12 protein-coding genes are annotated in these 13,956 nt (G+C 53.9%); 4 read left to right on the top strand and 8 right to left on the bottom strand.

Annotated elements, in window-relative coordinates; translation table 11 throughout:
• Nucleotides 1–229 precede the first annotated feature (229 nt).
• Nucleotides 230–2,161 carry a S8 family peptidase gene (locus VLM75_06010; GenBank protein ID HSV96476.1) on the bottom strand — a complete coding sequence of 644 codons (1,932 nt, stop codon included), beginning with the start codon at nt 2,159–2,161 and terminating at the stop codon, nt 230–232.
• Between the two features lie 248 nt (nt 2,162–2,409).
• On the opposite strand from VLM75_06010, the gene VLM75_06015 reads away from it, so the two are divergent.
• Genes VLM75_06015 through VLM75_06025 form a run of 3 tightly spaced genes read left to right on the top strand, consistent with a single transcriptional unit; the run spans nt 2,410 to nt 5,182 of the window.
• Nucleotides 2,410–2,910 (top strand): MarR family transcriptional regulator, encoded by a 501-nt coding sequence (locus VLM75_06015; protein HSV96477.1) that lies wholly within the window; start codon nt 2,410–2,412, stop codon nt 2,908–2,910.
• A complete protein-coding gene (locus VLM75_06020) occupies nt 2,907–3,950 on the top strand; it encodes a 2-hydroxyacyl-CoA dehydratase family protein (protein HSV96478.1) in 1,044 nt (347 codons plus the stop codon). The genes VLM75_06015 and VLM75_06020 overlap by 4 nt, the downstream gene beginning before the upstream one ends.
• A gap of 5 nt (nt 3,951–3,955) precedes the next feature.
• Nucleotides 3,956–5,182, top strand: coding sequence for a 2-hydroxyacyl-CoA dehydratase family protein (locus VLM75_06025; GenBank protein ID HSV96479.1), 1,227 nt, complete (start codon nt 3,956–3,958; stop codon nt 5,180–5,182).
• A gap of 236 nt (nt 5,183–5,418) precedes the next feature.
• Here VLM75_06025 and VLM75_06030 read toward each other — a convergent pair whose 3' ends face one another.
• A complete protein-coding gene (locus tag VLM75_06030) occupies nt 5,419–6,795 on the bottom strand; it encodes an MFS transporter (protein HSV96480.1) in 1,377 nt (458 codons plus the stop codon).
• 233 nt (nt 6,796–7,028) lie between these two features.
• Between VLM75_06030 and VLM75_06035 the strand changes: the two genes are divergently transcribed.
• A complete protein-coding gene (locus VLM75_06035; GenBank protein HSV96481.1) occupies nt 7,029–7,835 on the top strand; it encodes an SDR family oxidoreductase in 807 nt (268 codons plus the stop codon).
• A 102-nt stretch (nt 7,836–7,937) separates the two neighbouring features.
• On the opposite strand, the gene VLM75_06040 is transcribed toward VLM75_06035, so the two are convergent.
• From VLM75_06040 to VLM75_06065, 6 genes are all read right to left on the bottom strand, one after another.
• Entirely contained in the window at nt 7,938–9,563 is a 1,626-nt protein-coding gene (locus VLM75_06040; GenBank protein ID HSV96482.1) for a sodium:solute symporter family protein, read from the bottom strand.
• A gap of 11 nt (nt 9,564–9,574) precedes the next feature.
• Nucleotides 9,575–9,754, bottom strand: coding sequence for a hypothetical protein (locus VLM75_06045; protein HSV96483.1), 180 nt, complete (start codon nt 9,752–9,754; stop codon nt 9,575–9,577).
• A 268-nt stretch (nt 9,755–10,022) separates the two neighbouring features.
• Nucleotides 10,023–10,877 carry a phosphatidylglycerol lysyltransferase domain-containing protein gene (locus VLM75_06050; protein HSV96484.1) on the bottom strand — a complete coding sequence of 285 codons (855 nt, stop codon included), beginning with the start codon at nt 10,875–10,877 and terminating at the stop codon, nt 10,023–10,025.
• Nucleotides 10,858–11,178, bottom strand: coding sequence for a hypothetical protein (locus tag VLM75_06055; protein HSV96485.1), 321 nt, complete (start codon nt 11,176–11,178; stop codon nt 10,858–10,860). Before VLM75_06055 ends, VLM75_06050 begins: the two co-directional genes overlap by 20 nt.
• Before the next feature lie 117 nt (nt 11,179–11,295).
• Nucleotides 11,296–11,964, bottom strand: coding sequence for a response regulator transcription factor (locus tag VLM75_06060; GenBank protein HSV96486.1), 669 nt, complete (start codon nt 11,962–11,964; stop codon nt 11,296–11,298).
• 11 nt (nt 11,965–11,975) lie between these two features.
• Nucleotides 11,976–13,775: a PAS domain S-box protein gene (locus tag VLM75_06065; protein HSV96487.1), complete on the bottom strand. Its 1,800-nt coding sequence runs from the start codon at nt 13,773–13,775 to the stop codon at nt 11,976–11,978.
• Nucleotides 13,776–13,956: the final 181 nt, after the last annotated feature.

The following is a 13,956-nucleotide window of genomic DNA, read 5'->3' on the forward strand; positions in this document are numbered from 1 at the left end:
GGAGATGATCCGGGAAATAGCAGAAAACGGCGGCGCCATCGAATATGCCGAGCCCAACTATATATACAAAACGGGCCCGCCCGGAAAACGGGGAAAGCTGAAATTAGGAGACTAAGCGGCGGTAATCGTGCAAACAGGGACACGATATCACCGTGTTGACGGTAACGGAAGAAAACCGGCCGCCGAAGATTGGGCCCGAAAGGCGGCCTCTTCGGCGGGTGATTACGGTTTACGGAGGGGGAAGTTTCTCCAGCGCGCCGTTCGCGTTTAGCATTCGCTTTGAAGCGACCTTTGTGTCAAGGCTCGTGTATGGAGTGGCGCCGGTTAAAACCGCGTTTATGATGGTGGAATAATTAACCGTTTTCGTATACACGCCACCGTTATTATTCATGTAGCGCTGAATGCACATGGCCGCGACTCCCGCTACGTGCGGCGCCGCCATCGAGGTGCCGTCCGAATAGAGGCAGGCGGTGGTGTTGTGGTGGAGCCTTTGCATATCGAACAATCCGATGCCCGCGCCTTTTTTGTTTATCGAAACATCAGTTTCTAAATAAAAACCCAGGCTTACATTTTTTGTAATTACGGACGTAAAATCGAATTCGCCTGCATAGCCGAGCCCTCCGTAATCGCCGGTATATACTTCGATATAGGCATTGGGTTTCCCTCCATTTTCGTTTATTACAAAATACAGATAGTCATAATTTAATTCAGTGTTTATATCGGCATAAAACGAGGCGACAGCGGAAACCGCGCCGAAGGCATTGAGATCGAATACCTTGTACGCCATACTGTCCAGGTTGGCGGCATAGGTGGCGGGTAAGCCAAATGGCGACGGATTGGTCAGCATGTCTATATCAATAGGCCCGTACGTATAGGTGCCCGTGCCCCAGCCACTCTCCTTTGTCCAGCCGGCAAACGATTCGGTGGTGAGGACACTCTGGCCCGGCCATGCGCTTAGAATATTCACTCCCGGCGCGGCTATATCCACCCACGAAATCCCCCAATTGGAAAAGCCCGCCAGATTGCCGTTCTGGTCCACAGCGGCAACGGAGATGACGTTGGGATAATTATATGTCCCTGCACCATACGCGGCGGGATACGAGTTCGTTGTAATATTGGTTGCCTCGTTTCCGGCTGCCGCGACGATGATGACGCCGTTGTTCCGGGCGTTTAAGACCGCGTTCTTCAGAGTTTCGCTATCTTGGCCTCCGAGGCTCGCGTTTATGATATGGGCGCCGTTGGCGACGGCAAAGTATATCCCCTGCGCGATTCCATCAAGTGTTCCGCTGCCCGTCGCGTCGAGCACCCTGACCGCCATAAGTTTGACTTTCCAGCACACCCCGGCAAGTCCGATGCCGTCATCCCCCCTTGCGCCGATGATCCCCGCGCAGTGGGTTCCATGACCGTTCAGATCCATGGGATCATTATCGCCGTCGATATAATCATTTCCATGTTTCGGAAAAGAGGGGCCGCCGTTCCACATGTTTCCGGCCAGATCCCGGTGATTGTAGTTGATGCCGGTGTCGAGAACCGCGACGACGACGCTGCCGCAATCGCTCACCGTATTCCAGGCCGCCTCGGCATTGATGTCCTTTCCGGATGTCCCCGATATTCCGTTAACCTCCTGGCCAGTGTTTTTAAGGCCCCAGAGGAGCGTATAATTCGGATCATCAGGCGTTGCCATCGCCCGGTAGATATAGTTCGGCTCGGCATATTCCACTTCAGGCAGGCTCTCATACTCATTTACGGCCTGCTCGACGGATTTGAGTCCCTTCAGAGTGATTTTTTTAAGAAGGGAATTATCGCCCTCTTTAAGGGTAAAAAGACTTTTAACGCCATCATTGCCGAGCTTGTTCATGATCCGGCCGGCCCTGGCCTGGCTCGTTCCATCCTTAAATTTGACCAGCACTTCCCCCGGAACAAATTCAGCTCGTTCAAGTGCCGGGAACATGGCCTTTGAAGTTGAAAAGGCCATGCCCGATCCCTCCGATGTTTTACCGCCGCAGCTGCAATCGTTGCCGGTATGCGCGGGATCCGGGGCAATCACGTCTGTAGAGGAACCTCCCCCTCCGCCCCCTCCTCCGCCGCCGCATCCCGCAAGGAACGTCATCACCAGTGCCGCAAAAAAAACACGCACGAAAAGACAGGTAAATTTTTTCATTAAAATACCTCTGAAAAATAGTGATTGCGTGTTTGTTTTTTTTTACAACTCGGGGGCGCAGGTAAGACTGTCGTATGCAGGTAACGTCCAATTTATTATCAGTCAACTCTTTTTTTCATATTTACGCTTTATCAGCCGATATGCGTTAAAAGTCAGCATGGTATACTATTTCGCTTGACAATAATACGCATGCGTAATATACTCACTGTTAATATATTATACCGAAAGAATTATTATGGTAATCAGACATGACTGATGTATTCATCAATCCCACCGATTGCCCATATTATCTTATTACGAGGGCCTCTCTGGCAATAACCTCCGCCATGAAGCTGGGTTTCGCCGATGCCGGCCTCGGGGACGTAAAGCCCGCGTACCTTGGCGTTTTCATGTGCCTCTGGATGGAGGACTGCATGGGAGATACGCTCGGCAAGGTCGGGAAGGAAGAGGGCATGAGGCTCGTGGACCTCGGCAGGTGCGCGGGGCTCGAGCCGTCGAGCATGACGGGCCTCATCGACCGCATGGAAAAAGACGGTCTGCTGTACAGGACCGATGACCCGACCGACCGCCGGGCCCACATAATCCGCCTCACCGACCGCGGCCATGACCTCAGGAAGAATGTCATCGATATCGTCGGCAAAACAATCAGCAAGGCCTTTTGGAACATACCCGCCGACCGCATGCAGGCGGCGAAGGATGTGCTTAGAACGGTCCTCGTCAACGCCAGCAAAGGGAGCCTCGAGCCATGAACACAAAACAAGTCGTAGGATTCGCCTGTTCCTATACCCCCCTCGCCCTTATCAACGCGGCGGGATTCTCCCATTACCGCGTCCTCCCCGACGCCGACTGCCCGGACCAGGCCGGGAGCCTGCTCCACGACAATCTGTGCCCGCACATCAAGGGCATCCTTGACCGCGCGATGAGCGACAGGGTTCCGGACCTCGCGGGCATGGTGTTTTTAAACAGCTGCGACGCCATGCGCCGCCTGCACGACGCGTGGATGAAGGCGCGGCCCGGCACGCGGTCGGTGCTTATCGATCTTCCCCCGACCACGAATGACGCGTCCGTCGGCTTCTTCCGGGACGAACTGGACCGACTCGCCGGGACACTCGTGGACTGGGGCGGAACCGCGCCGGACGGAAAATCACTCACGCGCGGCATCGGGCTGAACAACGCGATCGCGGAATCGCTGAGCGCTCTGCGCGACCGCCAGCGCGCCGGAACTTTAAGAAACGGCTCCGCAGCCCTGCAGGAGGCTTACAACCGGGCCTCCACCGGGCCGATGGAGGAGACGATTACGTTCCTGGAATCACTGCTCGCGGAAACGGCGGCGAACAACGGCCGCGGCGTGCCGCTGTACCTGTTCGGCAATGTCATGCCCGACCCGGAAGCCTTCACGCTGATCGAGGAATGCGGCGCGCGGATTGTGTGCGAGGACATGTGCACCGGCTCGCGGGTCTTCACGCGGATCACGATGGACCGCGAAGACGCGCTGTACTGCATGGCGCGCGACACTATACGCGACCGGCCCTGCGCGCGAACCATGGACGAGCGGCGGCCGGGGAGGATCGCGGACGACCTTGTAATGATGGCCCGTGAATGCGGCGCGCGGGGTATCATCGGCTATACAGTCAAGTTCTGCGACCCGTATATCGCCCGCATGCCCCATGTCCGCGAGCTTTTAAAAAAGGAGGGAATCCCCTTCCTCCATCTCGAAGGTGACTGCACCATGCGTTCCATGGGGCAGCATCGCACAAGAATCGAAGCCTTTATCGAAATGCTGGGGTGAGCGACATGATGAAGAAATATTTCGAGGAGCTTGAAAAGGGCCTCACGGATGCCATCCGCACCGGGAAGCCGAGCGCCCGCAAGCGTTATTCGCTGGAGATCGCCCGCCTGGGCGGCAGGCTGTATTCGGGGACCGATAAAGTGGCCTGGTGCGGCATTGCGGCGCCCTTCGATCTACTGAACTCGATGGGAGTTACCTCCTGCTTCGTTGAATTCATCGGCGCCATGCTCGCCTCCACCGGGATGGTGGGCGAATTCCTCGAGGAGGCTGACCATGCCGGCTATTCCTCCGATTCGTGCAGTTATCACCGCGCCGTGACCGGCGCGACCATGAAGGGGATCATGCCGGCGCCGGAATTCCTCGTCGGGACCACCAATCCCTGCAGCGGAGGGCTCGCCGTAATCGAAAACCTTGCGCGGCATTTCGGAAAGGACTTCTTCGTCCTTCACATTCCTCAGGACGATTCGCGGCGCAGCGTTCGCTTTCTGGCCGACCAGATGCGCGACCTGGTCCGCTTCACGGAGCGGATCACAGGAACTCCCCTCGATCACGACACATTGAAATTGACCATCCTGAACTCGAATCGCGTCTGGGAGGTCATCCGTGAAGTGTATGATCTGGCGAAACTGGTCCCCTCTCCCGTCGCCAGCCGGGACCTCGCCAACTTCGGGATCGTGATGTCGCTGTTCCAGGGCAGGGAGTCCGCCATCTCGGTCGCCGAGGCATTCCGCGACGAACTGGCCGAACGGGTCGCGAACAGCGCAATGGCCCCGCTGCCGGAAAAATTCCGTATCCTGTGGATACAGAACCGGATCCAGTTCAAGCACCCGCTTGAGAAGATGCTGGAGGAGCATTACCATGCCAGGATCGTCATCGACGAGCTCAATGACATCACCTGGGACCCCATCGATCCCGGCTCTCCCTTCGAGGGCATGGCCAGGCGCTCGATATCCATACCGTTCAACGGGCCCGTCGAGAAACGCATCGGTCACTTACAGAAGCTGGCCGGGGAATATCAGATCCACGGCGCCATCAATCCATGCAACTGGGGATGCCGCCAGGGGACGGGCGGGCGCGGTCTCATCGAGGACGGACTACGGAAAATCGGCATTCCGGTTCTCAACCTCGAGGTCGATTGCGTCGACCCAAGGAAATTCACCCCCGGCCAGTTCCAGACACGGGTCGAGGCGTTCGTCGAGATGATGCAGTCCCGGCCGTCGCCGTGGGCTTAGTCGCCCTCCCCGCGCGGCGGGACCGGGATCACTATCGGAGGGCTGTCCTGATACACAGGCGTTCTCATCTCCGGAACAGGCGAGTCAGTGAGGCACAAGGCGCACTTCTCACCGCTGCAGCGCAGGCCGGACGAACAATCAGGACAATCATGTTTTTTGCACGGGCGTCCTGGAATTCAGAGACGTACACCATCCCGCTTAAACCGTCTATCCGTATAAAGGGCATACATCCCCTTTCAGCGGCCACCCGCCTCCCTCCCCTGTATAGCGGCGAGAATCTCGTTATAACGTTTCTCGTTGATTGGATACAGATATAAAGTAACAATCGAAAGGACAAGGATCACCGCCGGGATCGGGCCGAGCAGCAGCCGTATCCCGAGGAGGGAAGATTCGCTCTGCGCGACCTCGGGCATGTAGCCGAAAAGCGACAGCACAAGCCCGCTGATGGCAAGCGCCAGCGCCTGCCCTATCTTGATTCCGAAGGTCCAGATTCCATAAAAAGCCCCTTCCGTCCGCTCGCCGGTGAGCAGGTAATCGTATTCGACGGCGTCGGGGACGATCGCGTACGGCATGGCGAAGGTAAAGCCGAAACCCGTACCCGTAAAGAACATCACAATGAACGAGAATGACACCGGGAACCGGTGACCGAAGGCGAAAAGCAGCAGGATCCCGATGGCAAAGATCGCCATTCCGATGCCATAGACGAGCTTCTTTCCGATCTTTTTTGAAAGCAGCACGCTTATGGGAATGAAGGCCATGGCGGTGAGCAGAAGAATGACCATGGCGATGGTCGTATAAGACTCGTTGTTATGGATATATTTAAAATAATAGATGGCGATCCCCATAACCACGGTAAGGCCGGTAATGTGCAGCGCATAGGTGAGAAGGATAAGGACATAGGGCCTGTTCTTGAAGACCTTGAGGTAGGTTCCGAAGAAGCCTTTGCCGTCGGCCACAAACGGGGACATCGGTTCGCGCACTTTGATCACCGTAATGAGCGCGGTGATAAGCATAATCGCGCCGAAAATGAAACCCATGCCGGAGAATCCGATATTCTTATCGGGAAACGCCATAACGATCGGCAGCGACGCGCCCGCGCCGAGCAGTGAGCCGATTACGGCAAAACCAAAACGGTAACCGTTAAGGGATGTGCGCTCGTGATAGTCCTGGGTGAGTTCGGGCGTGAGCGAATTATATGGAATATTGACCGCCGTGTATGCGGTACACAACAGGCAGAAAAACACGGTCGCCCAGATAAAAAGAAATGTCTGTTGCTCGGCCGGGTTCCATCCGGCGCCGGCAAACAGCGCCGGGTTCGTGAACATAAGGATCATGCCGAGGAAGAGTGGGACCGATCCAAAGAGCATCCACGGGCGCCGCCTGCCGAGCCTGCTTTTCGTACGGTCGGAGAGATACCCGGTCATGGGATCGGTTACGGCGTCCCATATCTTCCCTATGGCGATGGTCAACCCTGCAAGCCCGGCGGCGAGACCGACCGTATCGGTCAGAAAGTTGAGGAGCCAGAATCCGATTACCGTGAAAAATAGATTCCCCCCCAGATCGCAAACTCCATATCCGAGCTTGACGCTGACGGGAAGCTTGTTGTCGCTCATGATCCCTCCTGCCCTATGGTATGTTTGTATTAAACGAAAATTATATGCATCATATACATATTAATTGATTATTAATCAAGTAGAATATCGTGTTTGTGGCCAATCAGGGTGATACCGCAAAGTAAATTGGAGACAATTAAATGAAATATGATAAATTCTATAAAGATGTTGCAAAACTGAATGCCGTTCATAGAATATAACATATTCATTAAATTTGAAACCGGAGTAGTTTCATGAATAAACCCAAGGTCATCCTGGTAACCGGCGCAACCCGCGGTATAGGGTTCGCCCTTGCAAACAAACTTGCGCAAAGAGGCGATAAGGTTTATGGAACGGGAAGGAAGGCGCCCGTGGGCGATCGATCGCTGTTTATCTATATCGCCATGGACCTTGATGATGAGCGCTCGGTCAAGAAGGGAATAGACGGCATTTTAAGGGAAAACCCGTCGATAGATGTATTAATTAATAATGCCGGCATCGGCCAGTGCGGCCCGGTGGAAGAAACCACGATTGACGCTGCGAAGAAAGTGTTCGAGACCAATTACTGGGGAATGGTGCGTTCCACACAGGCGGTGCTTCCGCATATGCGAAAAGCGGGCGATGGACTCATCGTCAATGTAAGTTCGGCCGCAGGGAAAATCGCTCTCCCGTTTCAGGCCCATTACTGTGCCAGTAAATTCGCAGTGGAGGGACTTACCGAAGCGCTCTACCACGAGGTGAAGCCGTATGGTATTCGTGTAGTGCTGGTGGAACCCGGCGACGTCGGCACGTCCATATGGGAACAGACGGATAAAAGCGCGGTGGACAAATCCGAATACCGCCAGCCGCTTGTGAGGTTCCTAAGAGTTAAAGAAAATGAAATGGGAGCCGCGGCGGATTCTCCGGCCAATGTGGCGACGCAAATAATCAGGATAATGGATTCGCGCAAATCGCCCTTTCGCAACCCGGTGGCCAGGGGAGCCGCGTTCGTACTGGCGGCGAGAAAGCTGCTGCCGGACGGGTTATTCATGAAGCTGACCGCCGGACATTATAAAGTATAAACAATCACCTTCCAACGCAGTGCGCCGGTCACGACAATTGAATTTTCGTGGAAACGCCTGCCCCTCGGGGCAGGCGTTTCCACGCTTCGATGCTGTCGAAGTCTATATGCCCTTGAAACAGCGATCAAGATGGCTGTCTTCCAGGTCGTGCTTTTTCATGGCCCGGTAGAAGACCCATATCGTAAAAGTAACTAAAAATGAGACAGGAAGCGCAATGAATATCGGATCTATCATCGCCAGATAACCAAGGGATGTATCTTTTACCAGGGACGTCTTGCCGGTTAACAGCTTGCAGATCTGAAGGCTCGAGGATTCCTTTTCGTGGATAAAAAAGATCCAGAAGGTGCTTACGGTGAACCCGGCGATCATTCCCCATTTGGCGGCGGCGCGCGGAAGGCTCTTTATATAGAGGGCTCCAATATATGCAGGCAGAAAAGTGGCGGCGCACAGGCCGAAGAAAAGCGCCGTTCCGACCGCGATGATTGCCATGCTTACGTCAAGGTGACGCGTGAGCCATGCCAGCATAGTGCTCATAATTACGGTTGCAAGCATTCCGAATCGAGTGATTAAAATGGTACTTCCTTTACCGCCAAGACTCTTTTCATAGATGTCTCGTCCCGCGGCAGTTCCCATGGTATGGAACTGGGAGCTCAGTGTCGACATGGCCGCGGCCAGAAGCGTTAATAGAAACAGGGTTCCGAACCAGGGCGGAATAAAGTTTTTGATATATGCCGGAATGATCGAATCGTTCGCGCCCGCGGCCAGCAGTGCGATTTTTCCGGTACTGTTGAAGAAATATACATTGCTGAGCGCACCGACGGTAAACGCCACGCCGGTCATCATGAGAATGAAAACACCACCCGATACCACGGCCCTGTTGAGATCGCGGTTGCTTCGTACGGTCATGAACCGTACCACAAGCTGCGGCTGGGCCAGAACGCCGATTCCGACACCGAACACGATCGTCGAGACCAGACTCCACCATATCGGGGAGCCCCATTCCGGCATCGATGTCCATCCGCGGAAACCGCCTGCAATGAGCTTGGCGGCCTGCCGGCGCACTTCGTCGTTGTTGATGAGATCGGTCAATTGCTGGTGGGCTTCAGTGATGCCCCCCAGCCGGTAATATGAGAAAATAAGGAGAACGAACATCCCGACGAACATAATGGCGGCCTGGAAAGCATCCGTGTACATAACGCCTTTAAGACCACCCATCCAGACATAGAGGGCGACGATGGCGACGAAAAAAAGGAGCGAAATTTCGAACGGGATCGAAAAGTACGACTGTATAAAATCGGCCGCACCCTTGATGACGGCGGCGGTATAAATCGGCATAAAAAGGAAAATGATGATGCCGGCGAAACCCTGCATAAAACGTGAACGGTAACGCACACTCAGGAGCTCGGGAAATGTGTGGGCCTCGAGGTTGTGGCCCATTTTACGCGTACGTTTGCCGAAAATAACGAACGCGATAAAAATGCCGAAAAATATATTGAGGAACGTGAGCCATAATACACCCATCCCCAGACTTCCGGCGGCCCCACCAAAGCCGATGATTGCGGAGGTGCTGATAAAGGTGGCGCCGTATGAAAGGGCCATTATAAAAGGGTGAATCTGTCGCCCGGCGACGAGGTAATCACCGGAGGTACGGGTTTGGCGGTAGCCAATCAACCCGAGGTATACTACTGCGAATAAATAAACGAGTGTGACGATTATAGTGTATATCATCTGTCTCTCCCCTACATCTTCTCATCCATTTCGTTTTCCGCCTGCTGCCACATCTGCTTCTCGGCAACCTGCTGCATTTCGTTTTCGGATCCCTTGTTCCAGTTCAAGATACCGTACCCTAAGCAAAGCCCCGCGGCCGCAAGGCAGCCGAGATAAGCCGTGACGATCCAGACATCCGGTATTCCAAGCATCGATATCCTCCCTTAAAAGTAATCTGCCGTTACGTCCGGAATTTAACCGAAACTTGTGGCCGCCCCAGCGTACGATCGTGAAGGAGCAAAATTCCGTTCGCGTGAACAAGCTAAAAATGGAAAAATATTTTTAAATGTAGGCTTATAACCCTTCAAAAAATAGTGGATAGGTTGATCGTAATTTAATAATTGTCAAGCATAAAATGGCAGGAAGTGCGTGGAAGCGAAAAATTGCCATTGATAAATCCGGCAGCCTGCGTAACGTCGTTCAGGCTTTCGGGTGGACCCTGTATTTTCTGATCATCATGTCGGGAACATATGAGGCTTTCGCCTGTCGTAGCGGCAGCTTTCCGAGGTCCTGCTCGAAATTGACATAGGTGTAATGCTGATGCAGCACAGACGCGCAATTGTTGTACATGAACTGGTATACCCCCTTCACGCTTCTGAGTCCTTTGGCGAAATGCAGTGCAAACATGTCGTTATTAATCCCCTCTCCAAGGATGAAACCGACCGGTTCGTCGTCGGCATAATAAATACCTCCGCATAAAAGAAGCTCGTTCTGGAGCGTGAGAGCTTCAATGCAGGCCTGATAGTCGGTTTCCGCCGGTTCGAGTCCCGTTTCCCTTTGCCAGGCGTCGAGCACACGCAGAGCATCCGCTTTACGCTCGGGACCGAGGGGAAGCGCCTCGTGCCGGTATTGACTGTAGAATTGCTGGAGCAGGTTTCGCTTGTTGTGAAGTTTTTTCCCCTTGTAGGTCGCGATTTTTTCAGAGGTGAAAACATAATCCATATCTCCGTCAAGAAATGTGATATCATAACGGTCCCGGTCGAATGCCTCGAGCCATTGTTCTGAAATGGGGTAAAACATGTCAGCTTCGCCGGCCATGGCGAGAAGGTAAGCGGGGTCCATGCCGCGTGGATCGCGGAGCGGCATAAGATGGCGGACCCCGTCATAGGTCGTTCCGCGTATGAAAATCTCATGGTCGAACAGCACCTCGTAGTCGTGGACCATCCTGAACAGAAAGAGGTTGGAGAAGCTGTACTCGGAAATGGAAACGCCGGTCTCTTTAAGAGGCCAATATAGGATATCGAGATGGCCCAGATCAAGTTTTTCGCTTCGCATCAATCAACCAGTCCTTTCTGAAATATCGAACGCTGATAAGAACGGCACGGACGAAAATAGAGGCATTCATGGACCACCTGATTGCGGACGGACCAAGCAGTGACGGCTGTTTTATTATAGCAAAAGACCGGCCTGACGCGCCTGTAAACCATTTTTTCGGTTGAAACGATTCTAAAAACGCCCCGACGATATTACTGAAAACCGCCGAAAGGGCTATTCCACGATAGCCGAGAGTGGTGTGAAACACCAGCGCAAAGCTCAATGCAACATTGAACGGACAGACCATGGCCATGGTGAACATTTACCTGCGCACTCGTCCGGTTGAACGCAATATGCGTTTGTATTAATGATATAACAATGGGGAAAAAGCCAGGCGGTGAGCCGGTTACAATGGTGGTAAGTCGGTGGCTCGACCCCTCTACCTGGAGTTGAGTACCCAATGAATGGCCTGCTTGTTGAGCTCGGAACCGCTCGTAAGACCCAGCTTGTCCTTGATGTTCTTGCGATGGGCCTCGATGGTGTGGGGACTCAGGTTGAGCTGGCGGGCGATCTCGCCGGTGGTGAAACCGTTACCGATTTGCTGAAAAATCTCGAGCTCGCGGTTCGTCAGGGTCTCGATGATGCTGTGCTGGGATTTGGGTTGATTGCCGTGAAATAATTTTGAGATCAGGCGCGTGCTTATCGCTCCGCTTAAGTATATGTCGCCCTTAAGCACGGAGCGCAGGGCATATACGATATTCGCCGGACCTTCATTCTTCGTAATATATCCCCGCGCGCCCGCGCGAATCGCCCGTTCGGCATATAAGGATTCCTCGTGCATCGAGAGCACGAGGCTTTTAACGTCGCTGAAACGCGCCTGTATTGCCCGTACCAGGTCTAAACCGCTCGACCCGCCGTAAAGCGAAATATCAGCCACAACGATGTCCGGTTTTTCGCGGGCGATCACCGAAATCGCCTCATTTGTGCCGCCGGCCTCTCCGCACACGATCATATCGCTTTCCTTTTCAATGACTTTTTTAATGCCCTGCCGTACTATCGGGTGGTCGTCCACTATTACGATTTTAATGGCGTCCTTTCTTTTTTTCATCGAGTATCCCTTTATTTCCTATCGGTTTTTTTTCGTGCAGTCCTGTATGAATCAACTTCACCGCGCCTCATCAATATCGTCACCATGAATACGCCGCCTAATTTACCGGCCTCAAAATCGGCGCCGATAATGCCCGCCCGGTAACGCATTGTCCTGAGGCCGAGCCCCCCTGGCACCGCCTCCAACGACCTGTCAGCACTCGAATCATTCTCAATTTTCACATACAGCTCATCATTTTCGTCGCTGAGTTCGATTCGGATGGCGCATCCTCCTCCGTGCTTCACGGCATTCGTCACCGCCTCCTGGACGATATAATACAGGTGTGTTGCGGCCTCGATATTCGTCAGGTTTAATTCCCCCACTCGGATAACATCGCATTTAACGCCGAAAAGTCGCCCTGTATTGTTCGCCAGATCCTCGATCGCGGCCACAAGTCCGTGGGACTCGACCGCCACCGGACAAAGTCCCCTGACGATTGCGCTTGCCATCTCGATTGATTCCCCGATCAACCCTCCGATCTCCTCAATCTCCGTCGCCAGTCGGGGTGATTTCTGCTTGAGCCCGCGCCGTAGGGCCTCGGCGAGAAACGCGGCCCCGGTGAGTTTTTGACCCAGGCCGTCATGCAGATCCCTCCCGATCCGCCAGCGCTCCTTCTGGATAAGGTCGAGCATGGCCGCCTCGAGCTCCCGCGTTTCCGTTACATCGATAAAGCTCGCGATGATTCCTACAGTTTCGCCCGAGGGATCCACGTACGGCACCGATCGCACGATGCAATGCAGCGCCCTTCCTTCGATGCGCCTGTCGATTTCAAATTCCACGAATTTCTCTCCCTTCAGTATCCGTTCGAGCGGGCAGTCTTTTGTTCGACAAAACGGAAAACCGAGTATATCATCACACCTGGCGCCAAGTACAGCCGCGTTTTTCAGGCCGAACATGGACAGGAACGTGTTGTTCGCCCGCATGTACCGGTAATCACGCCCTATAACGCACATGCCCGTAGCGGACGACTCGAAAATCTGAAACAACTCCGAGAAGGCCCCCTCTTTTTCCTGTTCGGCCGTCTTTCTTCGGGTGATGTCGCGGTTGTTTACTCTCAGGCCGATTGGAGTCCCCTCGGCGCTGAAAACCGGCTGGCATATATGGGAGAGCCATTTAAGCTCTCCTTTCTTCGAAATTATGCGAAAATCGATCGAAAGCACGCTGTCGCTTTTCATCTCTTCACCGAAATGCCGTAACATCAGATCACGGTCTTCGGGATGAATTATGTCGCCAAGCAAATTCGAGTCGCTCCGGAACTCGGCGATCGAGTAGCCCGTCACTTCGAGGCACGAAGGGGATATATGGATGAAACCCTCGTACGGACCGATCCAGTACTCCCAGTCCGAGGCGAAATAGGCCAGGGTACGGAAACGCTCCTCACTTTCCTTCAGCTGGCGTTCGAGGCGATGCCGCTGTATCGCCGTTTCCACGGCGGAATGCAGTTCTATATCGCGGATCGGTTTTACGATGTAACCGTAGGGAAGCGTCGATTTGGACCTTAAAAAGGTCGCGAGATCGGTATGGGCCGTAAGATAGACGACCGGCACATCCGCGCGCTCCCGTATGGCTTCAACCGCCTGGATGCCATCCATCTCCCCCGGAAGCATTATATCCATGAGAACGAGGTCCGGGTTCAGCTCGAGAACCTTTTCGACCGCCTTTTCGCCCGTAACCGCGATTGCCGCCACCTCATAACCGAACCGTTCTATACGCCCTTTAATATCGAGCGCGATTACGGATTCATCTTCGACGATGAGAATTCTTGCATTCACGTGTTTATACCGGCATTTCCACACCGCTGCCTGAGCGGGGCGCTACTGTTGTATCCTGTTTTTCATCGTCACCTCAAGGGCGAAAATATTCGCGCCGGCGATTATGATGATGATGGCGCGTTCATTTTTTTTAATCATTTTACTATAGTACGTCGATTATTCGTTTCGCGCCTCAACTCGA

The sequence above is a fragment of the Spirochaetota bacterium genome, from assembly GCA_035477215.1.
In the GTDB taxonomy this organism is placed as follows: Bacteria; Spirochaetota; UBA4802; order UBA4802; family UBA5368; genus MVZN01.